This window comes from Streptococcus sp. 27098_8_186, assembly GCF_041432055.1.
GTDB classification, from domain to species: Bacteria; Bacillota; Bacilli; order Lactobacillales; family Streptococcaceae; genus Streptococcus; species Streptococcus dentalis.
In genome coordinates this window covers 257513-273912 of record NZ_JAPVYV010000001.1, presented here as the reverse complement: position 1 = coordinate 273912, position 16400 = coordinate 257513, and the positions used below count along the sequence as shown (strand labels likewise).

Genomic DNA, 16400 nt, shown 5'->3' with positions numbered 1-16400 from the left:
CGATTTCGTCGTCCCACCTCCGCACAGTTGAGTAGGGCTGTAAAAGCTGATGAAATCAGCGTAGTAGAGCCCACTCAACTACTGCGTCTTGCTCGACAATCTAAAGACAATTGAGAGGCCAGGACTTTTGTCCCAGCCTCTTTTGCACTGAATAAACAGAAAAAATGACACTGTCTAAAAATCTTGCATTTTTTTGTAATTTAGGTTACAATGAAGACTATAAAAAATGCGTAATCCCTAGGGTCTTTCCCTCAGGGAATTTTGTGTGTTTTGACCTATTTTCGGTGGAAAGAAGCTTTGCTTCTACCACAGGAAAAAGTATGAATAACATTGGAGGTAATAATGATTCGATCCTTAATTTCCGAGATCAAAGAATTCAAGAAGCCCTCGATTTTGGCTTCCTTGTTCATGGTCTTTGAAGTCATGTTTGAGATTTCGATTCCCTTTGTCATGGCGAGTCTTTTGGACCAGGGTGTTCAACAAAGAAACATGAACAATATTTTGTTTTACGGTGGGCTCATGCTGGTCTGTGCCTTTCTCTCCCTCTTTTGTGGGATGCAGTCTGCCCGTTATGGCGCCTATGCATCGGCTGGTTTTGCCAAAAACCTTCGTCGGGCCATTTTCAAAAAGGTTCAAACCTTCTCATTTGAGAATATTGATCAGTTCTCATCAGGTGGGTTAGTCACTCGGATGATGACGGACGTAACCAATGTGCAAAATGCCTATCAAATGGTGATCCGGATCTGTGTACGGGCACCGCTCAATTTGATCTTTGCCATTGTTGCTTGTTTCTTGATCAATCCGGAAATGGCCATGATCTTTGTCTATGTGACCATCTTTTTGGCAGCTGTCTTAAGCATCATCATGAAGATTGTGTATCCGCTCTTCACAGAAGTATTTGAAGCTTATGATAATCTCAACAATAGCATTCAAGAAAACATCACCAATATGCGGGTGGTGAAGTCCTACGTTAAGGAAGCAGATGAAACCGTTAAATTCAAGAAGGCTTCGCGTTTGATTTATAACATGTTTATGAAGGCTATCCGTGTCGTTGTCTTGAGTAGCCCAGCTATGATGCTTTCCATGTATGCTTCTTTCCTTTTGATCTCTTGGATTGGGGCACATCTGATCGTTGGTGGTCAACTCTCTACTGGGAATTTGACTTCTATGTTTAGTTACACCATGACCATTCTCATGTCGCTCATGATGTTTATGATGATCTTTGTCATGTTGTCGATTTCCATGGCTTCTGTCGAGCGGATCAATGAAGTCTTAACGACCAAAACGACGATTGACTCTCCAGAAAATGGGATCAAAGAAGTCGCTGATGGATCCATCAACTTTGAGGATGTGACCTTTGCTTATACCGATGAAAATGGCGACAAGACCCATGTCTTACAAGGGTTTAATCTTTCCATTCGTTCAGGGGAAGTTATTGGTATCTTGGGAGGAACAGGATCAGGGAAATCAAGCTTGGTTCAGTTGATTCCTCGTCTCTATGATGTTGAGTCTGGTCGGGTGACAGTAGCAGGCCACGATGTCAAAGAATACGATCTTGATTCCCTTCGTAAGCAAGTGGCCATGGTTCTTCAGACCAATGTCCTGTTCTCTGGTACGATTAAAGAAAATATGCGCTGGGGAAATAAGGATGCGACGGATGAAGAGATCATCGCAGCTTGTAAGATCGCCCAAGCCGATGAATTTATTCAAGATTTCAAAGAGGGTTATGACACCATGATTGAGCGTGGGGGATCCAATGTCTCAGGTGGTCAGCGCCAGCGTCTTTGTATCGCGCGTGCCCTTCTCATGAATCCCAAGATCTTGATCTTGGATGATTCGACTTCAGCGGTCGATACCAAGACGGATAGTTTGATCCGTCAAGGATTGGCAACCAGCTTGAAAGAGACCACCAAAATCATCATTGGTCAACGGATTTCCTCTATTCAAGATGCAGATCGTATTATCGTGATGAATGATGGTCAAATTGATGCGATCGGTCGTCACGAGGAATTGCTTGCGACCAATGCCATCTACCAAGAAGTATATGAAATGCAAACACAAGGGAAAGGAGAAGCAGATGAAAACTAAGAAAAAAGCAAATCTAGGCTCTATCCTTCGCCTGCTCGACTTCCTTTGGAAAAACTACAAGGTATCCTTGATTGTTTCCTTTATCTTAATCATTCTATCGTCACTTGCGACGGTCAATGTAACAGCTTCGATTCAGTCCTTGGTTGACGTCTATGTGGAGCCCATGTTGACAAGCAATAGCCATGATTTTGGACCGCTCTTGTCCTTCTTGACACGAGTTGGTTTGATCTGTTTGATCGGGGTCCTTGCCAACTATGGCTTTACCTTGATTATGGCGACTGTTTCACAAGACTCACTTAGAAGTCTTCGAAATCAGTTGTTTGCCCGCATGCAAAAACTGCCAGTTCGTTACTTTGATACCCACCAACACGGGGACATCATGTCTATCTATACCAATGATATTGATGCTCTTCGCCAAGCGATTGAACAATCCATTCCTCAACTCTTATCCTCAGCGATTACCATCCTTGGGGTAACGATTACCATGCTGACGGTTAGTCCGCTCTTGTTCTTGATTGTTCTTTTCATGGTCATCGTTATGGTCTTTATCATCAAGGATGTCTCTGGCAAGTCAGGTCGTTACTTTGGCGCCCAACAAAAGAACTTGGGGATTGAGAATGGCTTTATTGAAGAAATGATGTCTGGTCAAAAAGTGGTCAAGGCCTTTGTGCATGAAAGAGAAAGCATTGAGGATTTTGACCGGATCAATGACCAACTCTTTGAGTCTTCCTACCAAGCCAACCGCTATGCCAATGTCCTCATGCCGATTCTTGGGAACTTGGGAAATGTTTCCTTTGTTCTAACAGCCTTGATCGGGGGCCTCTTTGCGCTAAACGGCGTCGGTGGTTTAACCATTGGTGGTCTTATGGCCTTTCTGCAATTGAACCGTTCCTTCACAGGTCCGATTGCCCAGGTCTCTCAACAATTGAACTTTGTCCTCATGGCCTTGGCTGGTGGAGATCGTGTCTTTGATCTTTTAGACGAAGAAGAAGAAGTAGACCAAGGAAAAGTGACGCTGGTCAATTATGAACTGGTCGATGGAGAAATGGTCGAAACTGATCAGAAAACCAACAAATGGGCTTGGAAACACCCTCGTCCAAATGGGGATTACCAGCTTGTGAAGATGGTCGGAAATGTGGTCTTTGATGATGTTGATTTCTCTTATGATGGGAAGAAACAAATCCTTCATGGTATCAACTTGTACGCGGATAAGGGGCAAAAAGTGGCCTTTGTCGGAGCGACTGGTGCAGGAAAGACAACTATCACCAACTTGATCAACCGCTTTTATGACATCCAGTCAGGAATGATTACTTATGATGGAATCGATATTAAATTGATCGAGAAAGATTCTCTGCGTCGTTCTCTCGGAATCGTTCTTCAAGATACCCACTTATTCACTGGTACGATTGCGGAAAACATCGCTTATGGCCGTGCTGATGCAACACGGGAAGAAATCCTTGAAGCAGCTCGGATTGCCAATGTGGATTCCTTTGTCAAGCACTTGGATCAGGGCTATGAGACAGTCTTGACAGATGATGGGGCTGGCCTATCAAATGGTCAACGACAATTGATCGCCATTGCCCGTGCAGCCCTTGCCAATGCGCCTGTCTTGATTTTGGATGAAGCGACGTCTTCGATTGACTCACGGACAGAGAAGATGGTGCAAGAAGGGATGGACCGCTTGATGGAAGGCCGGACTGTCTTCGTTATCGCCCACCGTCTATCGACGATTGTCAATTCCGATGTGATTATGGTAATGGACCACGGACGTATCATCGAGCGAGGCAACCATGCTTCCTTGATGGCAGAACGTGGCACCTATTACCGCCTCTACACCGGTGGACTTGAAATTGATTAATAATAAAAAAAGCTTGAGCGTTAGCTCAGGCTTTTTTGGCTTATGGATAATGTCTTCTTAGAAACTTTCCTTAGGTGAGTACGGACGTTAGGTGAAATTATCCAGTGGATGATTTCAGCAATCCAGGAAGTTCCATGACTAATTATTGAGCCTAAGGTCTCAATAATTCCGAGTGCCTGAAACGTTATTGTTTCAGGCACTTTTCTCACAGCGGAAAGTCTCGAAAATAAATAGCCATTCATCAAAAATCCTGACTACACTTTCAGGCTTTTTGCTTATTTCTCAAGTAATTCTTGGATCAAGTCTTCGATAGCAGCTGGTTCTGTTTTGGAGGAGAAGCGTTGGGCGACTTGGCCTTGTCGGTCGATGACAAATTTTGCAAAGTTCCATTCGATGCGTTTGCCCAGTGGCCCAGCTGCTTGACTTTTGGGCCAGTCATAGAGAGGAAGGGCTTCTTTACCATTGACCTTGGCTTTAGCGAATCGTGGGAAGGTGGTCTGGTAGTTGAGGCTGCAGAAACTATTGATTTCTTCTGCAGTTCCTGGTGCCTGCCCCATGAATTGGTTACAGGGAATGTCTAGGATTTCCAGCCCCTTTTCCTGGTAGCGCAGGTAGAGATCTTGCAGTCCTTGGTATTGCGGGGTCAAGCCACAGCCTGTTGCTGTATTGACCACAATGAGAACCTTACCTTGGTAGTGAGAAAGGGGAATCTCCTCCCCATTCTGGTTTTCTAAAGAAAAATCATAAATGCTGCTCATAGGTGGTATCCTTTCTGTCTCTTCAACTTTTATTGTAGCACAAATCTCCTAAAATTGGGCCAAGAGGAGCATGACTTCTTGCTTTAGTCCCTCCTGTGAAAATGATATAATAAGAAGATAACAAGCTCTCAAGAAAATGCCAAAAGGAGAACGGATCGGATGAAATTACTCTATACGGATGTTCGGACCCCCTTGACCCAGGTCCTGACACAAGAAGCCGTAGGGATAGTAGAACAGGGCAAGCGTGTGTTTTACATTGCGCCCAACTCTCTTTCCTTTGAAAAAGAAGCCAAGGTCTTGTCCTATTTAGAAGGTCAGGCTTCTTTTGCCATTACCGTCACGCGCTTTGCCCAAATGGCTCGTTATTTCATCCTGAATCAGGTTTTTGAGGAGCAACCCTTGGATGATATCGGTCTCGGCATGTTATTTTTTAAAGCTCTTTCCCACATGAAAGAGCAGGATCTCAAAGTTTACGGGGCCCTGCGTAAGGATCCTCAGTTTATCCAGCAACTGGTCCAGCTCTATCATGAATTGCAGACGGCCCAGATGGATTTTACAGATTTGGAATTGCTCGAGGAAGCTGAAAAAAGAGAGGACCTCTTGGCGATTTTTGAAGCGGTCTCTGAGATTCTGGTCAAGCACCAGTATGAATCCCAGTCCAAGATGGCCTTTTTCCTCAATCAGGTCGAAGAAGGGCAGCTGGAAGAGCAATTAAAGGATGTGGCGATCGTTGTCGATGGCTTCACGCGTTTTTCTGCGGAAGAAGAGGCCTTGATTAGTCTCCTTCATCGAAAAGGAGTGGAGATTGTCATCGGGGTCTATGCCAGTGAAAAAGCTTATCGAGCAAGCTTTAGAGAGGGAAATCTTTACCAGGCCAGTGTTGACTTTCTCCTTCAGTTGGCAAAGACATTTGAGGTACAGCCTCAGTATTGTGGGCAAGCGATCGAAGATTCCTTTAGTCGCATTAGCCGCATGCTAGAAGCGCGCTACGATTTTTCACAAGTGGAAAATGAGCTGGAGGACCAAGACCGAACAGCGGTTCAACTCTGGCAGACCAATACACAAAAAGAAGAGTTGGAATTTGTCGCCAAATCCATCCGTCAGCATCTTCACGATGGGGCTCGCTATCGGGATATTCGGGTCTTGTTAGGCGATGTGGAAGCTTATCAACTGCAACTCAAGACCATTTTTGACCAGTATCAAATTCCCTTTTACTTAGGACGAAGTGAAGCCATGGTCCACCATCCCTTGATTCAGGTCATTGAATCGCTAGGGCGGATCAAGCAGTTCAATTACCAGACGGAAGACGTCATCAACTTGTTAAAAACGGGTCTGTATAGTGATCTGACGCAAGAAGAAGTCGATGCTTTTGAGCAATACCTTCGCTTTGCGGAAGTAAAGGGTGCTACAAAATTTTACAAGCCTTTTACCAGCAATCGTCAGGGCAAGTTTAATTTGGAAGAGCTCAATACTCTCCGAGAACGCGTCGTAGAACCTCTAGCCCTCTTCTTTTCACAGCGCAAACAAAAGGTGACCCATCTCTTAACCGCCTTTACAGAGTTTCTGCAAGAGGCTCAACTTTCTCAGAATCTACAAGCTTTGATCAAGGATCTAGCCTTGGAGGAGCAGGAGCGCTATGACCAGGTCTGGAAGGCCTTTCTCCATGTCTTAGAGGAGTTGAACCTGGTCTTTGAGGACCAAGAGCTGACCGTGGATGACTTTTTGGCCCTCCTTTTATCGGGGATGCAATTGTCTCAATACCGGACAGTTCCTGCTACGGTCGATGTGGTGACGGTTCAGTCCTATGACTTGATTGAACCCTTGACAGCGCCTTATGTCTACGCGATCGGGCTGACCCAGGAGCGTTTTCCAAAGATTGCTCAGAACACCTCTCTACTCAGTGAAGAAGAGCGCCAGCAGCTCAATGAGGCCACCCAAGAAGGAGCAGAGCTCCAGGTGGTGACCAGCGAAAATCTTAAGAAAAATCGCTTTGTGGCAGTTTCACTCCTCAATGCGGCGACCAGCCAACTGGTCTTATCGGCTCCTAGCTTAGTCAATGAAATGGAAGATAGTGTCTCTCCTTACCTTGTAGAATTGGCCAAGGAACCTATTGCCATCGAGTGGACAACCAAACAAGCACAAGCTTCGAGTGATGACATTGGGACCTACCGATCCCTTTTAGCGCGCGTGATCGAACTCCATCAAGAGGAGATCACGAGTGAGTTGTCTCCTGAAGAAGCCAGCTTTTGGGGTGTGGCCGTACGGGTCTTGCGCAAGAAATTAGCCGCTGAAGGCATTCAGATTCCTCAGATTTCAACGGAATTAAAGAGCCGTCAGCTTCAGTCGGATACGCTTCAAGCGCTCTACCCTGAGGGCAAAGCCTTGACCTTATCTGCTTCTGCCTTGAATGAATACTACAAGCACCAGTATGCTTTTTATCTGCGCTATGTCTTGGGCTTACAAGAAGACGAAACCATCCGGCCAGACGCCCGCAGTCATGGGAATTTTCTGCACCGGATCTTTGAACGAGTCTTAAAAGATAGCTCCGATCAAGCGTTTGATCGGCGTTTAAACGAGGCGATTCGAGAAACCAGCCAAGAAGCAGAGTTCCAGCAATTGTATGGAGAAAGTGGAGAGACCGAGTTTATTCGCAACTTGCTTCTTGATACCGCGAAAACAGCGGGGCGTGTCCTCGCCCAGCAAAATGGCATCGAGACCATCGGTGAGGAGACCCTCTTTGGTGGAAGCACCCACACCTCTTATCCATTGTCCGATGGCCGTCTCCTGCAGCTACGAGGCAAGGTGGACCGTATTGATCAATTGAGGGATCGGGGAGCCCTCGGAGTCGTGGACTACAAGTCCAGTCTGACGCAGTTCCACTATGACAAGTTCTTTAATGGACTAAATTCTCAATTGCCGACCTATCTTTCTGCGATTCAGGATTTGAAGGAGTACCAAGAAGAGCAAGGGATATTCGGAGCCATGTATTTGGAAATGGGAGATCCTGTAGTGGATCTGAAAAAGACCAAGACAGTAGAGGATGCCATCAATCAAACCATGAAAAGTCAACAGTACAAGGGGCTCTTTATGGAAGATCAGGCGCCTTATCTGGGCGAGGCCTATGATAAAAACAAGGCTATGATGCTGAGTAAGGAGGAACTGGACTTGCTCCTCTTGTACAACGCTTATCTCTATAAAACAGCAGCAGAAGGGATCCTCAAGGGACAATTTGCCATCAATCCCTATAGTGAAAATGGGCGCAATATCGCACCATTCGTGGAGCAGTTTAAATCCATCACAGGCTTTGAAGCGGATCGTCACCTAGGTCAGGCACGGTTCTTGACCAAACTAGATCAAAAAGGAATACGCGGTGAAAAGGTGAAAGCCGCTTGGATCGAGAAGATGAAGGAGGTCTTGAACAAATGATCAAACAAGCATTTTTGACAAGAGAAGAAATCAAGGCCCTTCAGGCCCAAGAGGCAGCTTCTACCAAAGAGCAAAAGCGGACACCAGAACAGATCGATGCCATCTATAGTTCGGGGACCAATATCCTGGTGTCAGCCTCTGCTGGATCAGGAAAGACCTTTGTCATGGTGCAGCGGATACTGGATCAGATCCAGCGTGGCATTTCGATTAAGGAACTCTTTATCTCGACCTTTACGGTCAAGGCAGCAGGGGAGCTCAAGGAGCGTTTGGAAAGTGAACTTGGAAAAGCCCTGCAAGCGAGCGATGACCCAGAGCTCAAGCAACACCTGGCCCGTCAAATCGCAGATGTCGCCACCAGCGATATCGGAACCATGGACTCTTTTACCCAAAAGGTCCTAACGCGCTATGGCTATTTGCTTGGGTTGGCGCCTCAGTTTCGCATTTTACAAAATGCCAGTGAGCAACGCCTCCTACAAAATGAAGTCTTTCAGGCTGTTTTTGACCGCTATTACCAAGGAGAAAACCAAGAAGCCTTTGTCCAGATGGTCAAGAATTTCACCGGCCAGCGCAAAAATTTGACCTTGTTTAAAGAACAGGTCTACCAGATCTATGACTTTCTTCAGTCGACCAGTGATCCGGAAAAATGGCTGGAGGAGCATTTCCTAAAAGGCTATGAGGAGACCGATTTTGACCAGGTGGAAGGCGATCTGATGGAGAGCATCCAGCAGGCCCTCTATGAGGCAGAAAGCTTTTTTGCCTTTCATTTGTCCAATGAAGGCCAAGCATTTGGCAAGGCCAAATATTTGGAAGCTGTAGAAGAGGTGCTCGATCAGATTGGAAGCCTGACAGGTCGCACCAATAAAGAACAACTGACCTCTGTCCTAAAGGCAGTCGTGGCGATTAGCCGGGCTTCAAATGGGGGAGCCTTGACCAATAGAGCCCGAAAAGAAGAGCTGAAAGACCTAGTTACGGCCTATAACCAGGATAAAACCATACATATCAATCGCCTCAGAGACTTGGGAAATCAGCTCTATCAGCTGGAATTTCAACAAACCTTCCACCAAGAAGAAGGCCCCATGCTCTCCTTGCTCCGGGACTTTATCAGAGACTTTGCTCGCGCTTATCTGGAGCGAAAAATCCAAGAAAAAGCTTATGAATTTGGGGATATTAGTCATTTTGCGATTCAAATTTTAGAGCAATTCCCAGAGGTGAGGCAAGCCTTTCAAGAGCGTTATCATGAGGTCATGGTCGATGAGTACCAGGATACCAACCACACCCAAGAACGGATGTTGGACTTGCTGTCAAATGGCCACAATCGCTTCATGGTGGGGGATATCAAGCAATCCATTTATCGCTTCCGTCAGGCAGATCCACAGATTTTCAATGATAAATTTAAAGCCTACCAAGAAGAAGGGGCGAAAGGGCGGTTGATCCTCCTCAAGGAGAATTTCCGGAGTCATGTGGAGGTATTGGACGCGACCAATGATGTCTTTCGTCATTTGATGGACGAAGAGGTGGGCGAGATTGACTACAATCAAACCCATTATCTGGTTGCAGGAAGCGACAAGCAGCGGATGGCCTTGCCACAACATCGGGCAGAATTTTTGCTCTATGATGGCAGCCAAGACCAGGAAGAAAAGGCCGAAGACGAGGAAGCTGCTTCTGGACTCGAGACGTTTTCCAAGGGAGAAATTCTCCTAGTGATCAAAGAAATTTTACGCCTCCATCGGGTGGAAAAAGTGCCCTTTAAAGAGATCACGCTCTTAACGGCGACTCGAACGCGAAATGATGCGATTCTGGAAGCTTTTGACCAATACCATATTCCGATTGTGGCAGATAGCGGACAGGCGCATTATCTTGAGTCACTGGAAGTGATGGTCATGTTGGATACCTTGCGGACCATTAACAATCCCTTGCATGATTATCCCTTAGTAGCACTTATGAAATCCCCCATGTTTGACTTTGATGAAGATGAGCTGGCACGGATTTCCTTGCAGACCCTTCCAGAGCAAAAGCAAGTGGCCTTCTACCACAAGGCCCAGTTAGCCCTTGAAAAGACTGCAGAGCATGCAAATCTGATTGATGCCAAGCTCCTAGCTAAAATCGAGAACTTCCTCAAGGTTTTATCTACTTGGCGGGTTGCTGCCAAGACCCATTCGCTCTATGATTTGCTTTGGAAAATCTATGAGGATCGCTATTACTATGACTATGTCGGCGCCCTTCCAAATGGGGCCCAGCGCCAGGCCAATCTCTACGCTTTGACGCTTCGGGCCAATGATTATGAAAAAGCCAGCTTTAAGGGCTTGTCGCGCTTCATTGCCATGATCGACAAGGTGATCGAAAATGAACACGATTTGGCCAGCGTCCCTCTTGCAGCACCAAAAGATGCCGTCCAGCTCATGACCGTCCATAAGAGTAAGGGGCTGGAATTCAAGTATGTCTTTATCCTCAATATGGACAAGGCTTTTAACCGTAAGGATCAATCGGGACCAATTATTCTCAGTCGTCAAAAAGGGCTTGGCTTTAAATATGTTGCGAACCTGCCGGTTGAGACAGAGAATCCTGCTGCTCCAGAATCCATTCGCCTGCAGATCGAAACGCCTTGCTACCAACGCAATGTGGAAGAAACAAAATTGGCCACAATTTCTGAGCAGATGCGTCTTCTTTATGTCGCCATGACACGGGCTGAGCTCAAGCTCTACCTGGTCGGAAAAGGCCGTGAGGACAAACTGCGTGATACCGATTGGGGAACTAGTCGCAATGGCAAATTGGATCCGGGAAAACGAAAAGAATGGACCTCTTATCAGGACTGGCTTTTTGCCATTCAAGATGTGTTTACCAAGAATACCCTGGCTTATGACACACGTTTTGTGACAGACGAAGACCTGACACCAGATCAGCTGGAACCACTAGAGAAGGAGAAGGATTCCCGGCTTGATCAGCTCAAGGATATCCGTCAGTCAGAGGATATTCGTCGGGCCTTGGATATCTTGGAAAATGTTGATCGGCTCAATCAGCTCTATGCTCCGGCCATTCATTTACCAAGTGTCCGTACTCCTAGTCAGATCAAGAAATTCTACGAGCCGGTCATGGATGCCAATGGCGTCCAGATTATGGATGCAAAGACTGTGACGCCTGAGTTTGAGCTGCCAACTTTTGGTCAAGAAAAAGCCGTGACAGGAGCCCAGGTCGGTAGTGCTGTCCATGAACTCATGCAGCGCGTGCCTCTTGAAGAAGAAATCACGCTAGATACACTGCGTCAATCCTTGGAGCAAGTTCAAGCAGAGCCAGCGGTCAAAGCCCGTATCAAGCTAGAGGCCATCCTTGCTTTCTATGAGACGCCTTTGGGGACCTTGCTTCAAAAAGAAGCCTCTCGAGTCCGTCGCGAAGCTCCCTTTGCCATGCTGAAGAAAGATCCAGCTAGTGGTGAGGACTTTGTCGTGCGGGGGATCTTGGATGGTTACTTGGTGCTAGAAGACCGGATCTTGCTCTTTGATTATAAGACGGATCACTACAAGGTTCCTAGCCAATTGGTCGAACGCTACCGGGATCAGCTCGATCTCTATGCAGAAGCTCTTCGTCGTTCTTATGGCAAAAAGCAAGTAGAAAAATATCTCGTGCTTCTAGGTGGCCCCCATCTAGAAGTGGTGAAAGTGGAGTAAATCATGGCAATTGCACAGGAAAACATCGAACGGATCCAAAGAATGGAAGGTTATTTGAATGACTATGCCAAGACTTTGGAAGAAACCAAAAAAGCAGTGGAACAGCTAAAAGAGCATCAAGAAAGCTATATCCAACTGCGCGATTATTATAGTAGTCAGACCTATTTTGATGACTTGGACCTATCCAATCAAGCTGACTTTCCAGCAGATCTTCCTTGTGGTGTCTTGTCCGAAGATGCTGTTTATGATTTGTTAGACGAGCATTTTCAGATGGGAGTGGAACTCTTGGAGATCGCAACGAAGATGATCAAAGAACGGTGAAATTTCAATCTAAAAGCTCCGGGAAACCGGAGCTTTTAGATTGAAGACTAACGTCATCATAGAAACTTTCCTTAGGTGAGTACGGACGTCAGCGAACTTCGAAGAAGTTCCATGACTTAGTTTTGAACCTAAAGTTTCAAAACTCCCGAGTGCTAGAAACAAAAGTGTTTCTAGCACTTTTCTCACGGCGGAAAGTTTCAGTATATGTTTGAATCAAACATAATATATATCATTCTAATTTTTTTAGCATTACTTGTGTTAGCATATCGTGTCAAACCCTACCAGTAAAAGAAAATTTTCCAAAATGGACTTTTGCTTCAGCAAAAAAAGCTCCGGTTGCCCGGAGCTTTTTGAATGATTAGTGTGAGACACGGCGACGTGCTGCTTTTTTGCGGTTTTCTTCGATGAAAGCTGCTTTTTGTTCTTCTGGTTCGATTACTTTTTTCTTGAATGTGTAAACTGCACCTGCGACAGCAGCAACTGTACCAGCAACACCAGTAACAAAACCTTTACCAAATCCTTTAGCCATGAGAATTTCTCCTTTTCTGAACTTTAAATATTTATGTTATAATATATGGTAACGAAAAAACGTGAATTTTGCAAGGAAAAACGATGAAAACCAAGATAATTGTGATTGTGGGACCGACTGCTGTTGGAAAGACAGCTCTTGCGATCGATTTGGCGCAAGCCCTCAATGGTGAAATTATCAGTGGCGATAGCCAGCAAGTCTATCGCAAGCTAGATATTGGAACAGCCAAGGCGACACCAGAAGAGCAAGCTGCAGCTCCCCATCATTTGATCGATGTGCGGGAGGTGACCGAGTCTTACTCGGCTTTTGATTTTGTGAGAGAAGCCAAGACTGCCATTGAAGATATCACAGCTCGAGGAAAGCTTCCTATCATTGCAGGTGGGACGGGTCTTTACATCCAAAGTTTGCTCGAAGGTTATCATTTAGGTGGTGAAGTTCCTCATGAAGAGATTCTGGCCTATCGCGCTCAATTGGACTTGTTGTCGGACGAAGACTTGTACCAAAGAGTGGCGGAGCAAGGACTTGTGATTCCTCAGCTCAATCGCCGTCGGGCCATGCGGGCTCTTGAAATTGCGCATTTTGGGCAGGACCTTGCAAACGAAGAGACCGATTATGAACCCTATCTCATCTGTCTAGATGATGAACGGTCCTTGATCTATGAGCGCATCAATCGCCGAGTAGATCGCATGCTAGAGGAAGGCTTGCTGGATGAAGCCCGTTGGCTCTATGATGACCATCCGGAGGTTCAGGCAGCTAAAGGCATTGGGTACAAGGAACTCTTTCCTTACTTTAAGGGAGAGCAGAGCCTTGAGGAAGCCAGTGAGATCCTCAAGCGCAATACGCGGCGGTTTGCCAAACGGCAGTTGACTTGGTTTCGAAATCGAATGGAAGTGACCTTTTACGCCATTTCTGCACCTCACTTCAAGGAGCAGGTTCTTGCAGATGTAAAGGAGTTTTTGCAACATGATTGAAACAGAAAAGAAACAAGAACGCATCCTTTTGATTGGTGTGGAACTTCAAGGCATGGACAATTTTGACATGTCTATGGAGGAGTTGGCGAGCCTGGCTAAAACAGCTGGTGGAGATGTCCGGGGTTCCTATACACAAAAGCGGGAAAAATACGATACCAAGACCTTTGTCGGCTCAGGAAAACTAGAAGAAATCGCGCAAATGGTCGAAGCAGATGAGATTACGACCGTAGTGGTCAATAATCGCCTGACCCCCCGTCAAAATGTCAACTTAGAAGAAATCCTTGGGGTCAAGGTCATTGACCGGATGCAGTTGATTTTAGATATCTTTGCCATGCGGGCTAGGAGTCATGAAGGGAAGTTGCAGGTGCACTTGGCCCAGCTCAAATACCTTTTGCCACGCCTTGTCGGTCAAGGGATCATGCTTAGCCGTCAGGCTGGGGGAATTGGTTCTCGTGGTCCAGGGGAAAGTCAGCTGGAGTTGAACCGCCGGAGCGTTCGCAATCAAATTACCGATATCGAGCGCCAGCTCAAAGCAGTTGAAAAGAACAGGGAAACCCTTCGTGAAAAGCGCTTGGAATCACCTGTCTTCAAGATTGGTTTGATCGGCTATACCAATGCAGGAAAGTCGACCATTATGAATCAGTTGACCAGTAAGAGCCAGTATGAAGCAGACGAACTCTTTGCGACCTTGGATGCCACAACCAAGAGCATCCATCTAACAGGCAATCTGCAAGTGACGCTGACCGATACGGTTGGCTTTATCCAAGATCTACCAACAGAGCTGGTATCGAGCTTTAAGTCGACCTTGGAAGAAAGTAAGAATGTGGACCTCCTGGTCCATGTCATCGATGCGTCTGATCCCAATCATGAAGAGCATGAAAAGACGGTACTTTCGATCATGAAGGACCTGGATATGCTGGAGATCCCTCGCTTGACGCTTTACAACAAAGCAGATAAGGTAGCAGACTTTACACCAACCCAGACACCTTTTAGCTTGATTTCAGCACGCTCTGAGACAGCTCGAGAGGACCTTCAGGCTTTGCTTCTAGAAAAACTGAGAGAACTCTTTGTTCCCTTCACCATTCGCATTCCTTTTTCAAAATCTTATCGGACACATGATCTAGAGACGGTCGCGATCATTGACAAACGTGAATTTGAAGAGGATGTCGAGGTCATTCAAGGCTATATCGCAGAGAAAAATAAGTGGAAGTTGGAAGAATTTTATGACGGATTACGTTGATTTAGCAATAAAATATGGAGGCTATACCAGCCTCGATCGGGTCTATCTGACCAATCTTTTAAGCACGATCCCTGAGGAATTGCGTCTCCGTGTGATTACGCCTCCGCCAAGTGTGATCAACGCCTATTTCGCTGAGCTCTACCAAAAGAAGAGTCCCAAGGAGGCCATGGATTATTTCTTGGACTTGAGTCGGGTATTTGACTTATTCACAGATCAGCAAAGCTTTGATGAACGAAAGCCCTTTATCCGCCTCAATTTATCAGGGAAGTCTTATGGCTTGGCTTACGTAAATGAAGTGCTAACCTGTGTCTTTGCTGAACATCCAGCAGAAGATATCACTCCTGCCATTTTATTTGAAGTCGCAGAGATCTTTCCACATTGTTTGGTCTTTGAAAAAGATGGTAAGATCTGCTTGCAAGATGCCGGCCCAGAAGTGGTCACTAAAATAGAAGCCCTCTCAGCCTTGACTGACTTGATGAGCTTGGAAGATGGACGCTTGAAACTGTCAGGATATAACCAAGAGGAGCTTCTTGAGCTAGCACAAGCCTACCCAGGCAACCTTTCTTTCCGTTCAGAGAACCGGACGGCCATGATTTATATAGATAGAAAGTAGACAATGGACATTCAATTTTTAGGAACGGGAGCTGGGCAACCCTCAAAAGCCCGAAATGTATCGAGCTTGGCGCTCAAATTGCTAGATGAGATCAATGAAGTCTGGCTCTTTGATTGTGGTGAAGCGACACAGAATCAAATTTTAGAAACGACCATTCGTCCACGAAAGGTTAGCAAGATCTTTATTACTCACCTACACGGAGACCATATTTTTGGTTTGCCAGGTTTCCTATCTAGTCGGGCCTTTCAGGCCAATGAAGAGCAGACAGATCTGGATATATATGGACCAGTAGGGATCAAATCCTTTGTGATGACTAGTCTTCGCGTATCAGGCTCTCGCCTGCCTTACCGCATCCATTTTCATGAATTCGATGAACATTCTCTGGGCAAGATTTTAGAAACTGATAAATTCACAGTTTATGCGGAAGCTTTGGACCACACCATTTTCTGTGTGGGTTACCGGATCATGCAGAAGGACCTTGAAGGGACGCTCGATGCAGACAAACTCAAGGCAGCAGGGGTTCCTTTTGGTCCACTCTTTGGTCAGGTCAAAAATGGACAAGATGTCACCCTGGAAGATGGCACTAAGATCATTGCAGCGGATTATATTTCAGCCCCTCGGCCTGGTAAGATTATCACGATCCTTGGAGATACCAGAAAGACGGATGCCAGCGTCCGCCTTGGAGTCAATGCGGATGTCTTGGTCCATGAGTCCACCTATGGCAAGGGCGATGAGAAGATTGCTAAGAAACACGGCCACTCGACCAATATGCAGGCGGCAGAAGTAGCGCGTGAAGCTGGAGCCAAGCGCCTTCTTCTCAACCACATCAGTGCTCGCTTCTTATCAAAAGACATCAGCCAATTGCGCAAGGATGCATCTAGCATTTTTGAAAATGTCTATGTGGTCAAAGATTTGGAAGAAGTGGAGATCTAAG

General features: G+C 46.1%; 11 protein-coding genes. 9 read left to right on the top strand and 2 right to left on the bottom strand.

Annotated features, from left to right (window positions below):
• Nucleotides 1–342: 342 nt before the first annotated feature.
• Both O3602_RS01325 and O3602_RS01320 read left to right on the top strand, forming a co-directional pair.
• A complete protein-coding gene (locus tag O3602_RS01325) occupies nt 343–2088 on the top strand; it encodes an ABC transporter ATP-binding protein (RefSeq protein WP_371610992.1) in 1746 nt (581 codons plus the stop codon).
• Complete coding sequence (locus O3602_RS01320; RefSeq protein ID WP_061590967.1) at nt 2078–3946, top strand: ABC transporter ATP-binding protein; 1869 nt, start codon at nt 2078–2080, stop codon at nt 3944–3946. Before O3602_RS01325 ends, O3602_RS01320 begins: the two co-directional genes overlap by 11 nt.
• A 275-nt stretch (nt 3947–4221) precedes the next feature.
• On the opposite strand, the gene O3602_RS01315 is transcribed toward O3602_RS01320, so the two are convergent.
• Nucleotides 4222–4704, bottom strand: coding sequence for a glutathione peroxidase (locus O3602_RS01315; protein WP_371610991.1), 483 nt, complete (start codon nt 4702–4704; stop codon nt 4222–4224).
• Nucleotides 4705–4863: 159 nt separating this feature from the next.
• Here O3602_RS01315 and rexB point away from each other — a divergent pair, with 159 nt between their 5' ends.
• From rexB to O3602_RS01300, 3 genes are read left to right on the top strand one after another with little or no spacing between them, the layout of a single operon-like run.
• Nucleotides 4864–8130 carry an ATP-dependent nuclease subunit B gene (gene rexB, locus O3602_RS01310; RefSeq protein ID WP_003011148.1) on the top strand — a complete coding sequence of 1089 codons (3267 nt, stop codon included), beginning with the start codon at nt 4864–4866 and terminating at the stop codon, nt 8128–8130.
• Complete coding sequence (gene addA / locus O3602_RS01305) at nt 8127–11792, top strand: helicase-exonuclease AddAB subunit AddA (RefSeq protein WP_371610990.1); 3666 nt, start codon at nt 8127–8129, stop codon at nt 11790–11792. Before rexB ends, addA begins: the two co-directional genes overlap by 4 nt.
• 3 nt (nt 11793–11795) lie before the next feature.
• Nucleotides 11796–12113 (top strand): DUF4298 domain-containing protein, encoded by a 318-nt coding sequence (locus O3602_RS01300; RefSeq protein WP_003011216.1) that lies wholly within the window; start codon nt 11796–11798, stop codon nt 12111–12113.
• A 358-nt stretch (nt 12114–12471) separates the two neighbouring features.
• Here the strand turns inward: O3602_RS01300 and O3602_RS01295 are convergent, their stop codons facing one another.
• Nucleotides 12472–12642 carry a DUF3042 family protein gene (locus O3602_RS01295; RefSeq protein ID WP_003002781.1) on the bottom strand — a complete coding sequence of 57 codons (171 nt, stop codon included), beginning with the start codon at nt 12640–12642 and terminating at the stop codon, nt 12472–12474.
• Between the two features lie 83 nt (nt 12643–12725).
• Between O3602_RS01295 and miaA the strand changes: the two genes are divergently transcribed.
• From miaA to rnz, 4 genes are read left to right on the top strand one after another with little or no spacing between them, the layout of a single operon-like run.
• Entirely contained in the window at nt 12726–13613 is an 888-nt protein-coding gene (miaA, locus tag O3602_RS01290) for a tRNA (adenosine(37)-N6)-dimethylallyltransferase MiaA (RefSeq protein WP_003011212.1), read from the top strand.
• Complete coding sequence (gene hflX / locus O3602_RS01285; RefSeq protein WP_003010978.1) at nt 13606–14853, top strand: GTPase HflX; 1248 nt, start codon at nt 13606–13608, stop codon at nt 14851–14853. Before miaA ends, hflX begins: the two co-directional genes overlap by 8 nt.
• The gene (locus O3602_RS01280; RefSeq protein WP_003011294.1) at nt 14837–15466 is read left to right on the top strand and encodes a cystathionine beta-lyase; all 630 of its coding nucleotides are present in this window, start codon (nt 14837–14839) and stop codon (nt 15464–15466) included. Before hflX ends, O3602_RS01280 begins: the two co-directional genes overlap by 17 nt.
• Before the next feature lie 3 nt (nt 15467–15469).
• Nucleotides 15470–16399 (top strand): ribonuclease Z, encoded by a 930-nt coding sequence (gene rnz / locus O3602_RS01275; RefSeq protein ID WP_003011107.1) that lies wholly within the window; start codon nt 15470–15472, stop codon nt 16397–16399.
• Nucleotide 16400 lies beyond the last annotated feature (1 nt).

Coding starts and splice junctions, on each gene's coding strand:
- rexB (WP_003011148.1), top strand. CDS start 4,864: ATGAAATTACTCTATACGGATGTTCGGACCCCCTTGACCCAGGTCCTG.
- O3602_RS01320 (WP_061590967.1), top strand. CDS start 2,078: ATGAAAACTAAGAAAAAAGCAAATCTAGGCTCTATCCTTCGCCTGCTC.
- O3602_RS01300 (WP_003011216.1), top strand. CDS start 11,796: ATGGCAATTGCACAGGAAAACATCGAACGGATCCAAAGAATGGAAGGT.
- O3602_RS01315 (WP_371610991.1), bottom strand. CDS start 4,704: ATGAGCAGCATTTATGATTTTTCTTTAGAAAACCAGAATGGGGAGGAG.
- miaA (WP_003011212.1), top strand. CDS start 12,726: ATGAAAACCAAGATAATTGTGATTGTGGGACCGACTGCTGTTGGAAAG.
- rnz (WP_003011107.1), top strand. CDS start 15,470: ATGGACATTCAATTTTTAGGAACGGGAGCTGGGCAACCCTCAAAAGCC.
- hflX (WP_003010978.1), top strand. CDS start 13,606: ATGATTGAAACAGAAAAGAAACAAGAACGCATCCTTTTGATTGGTGTG.
- addA (WP_371610990.1), top strand. CDS start 8,127: ATGATCAAACAAGCATTTTTGACAAGAGAAGAAATCAAGGCCCTTCAG.
- O3602_RS01325 (WP_371610992.1), top strand. CDS start 343: ATGATTCGATCCTTAATTTCCGAGATCAAAGAATTCAAGAAGCCCTCG.
- O3602_RS01280 (WP_003011294.1), top strand. CDS start 14,837: ATGACGGATTACGTTGATTTAGCAATAAAATATGGAGGCTATACCAGC.
- O3602_RS01295 (WP_003002781.1), bottom strand. CDS start 12,642: ATGGCTAAAGGATTTGGTAAAGGTTTTGTTACTGGTGTTGCTGGTACA.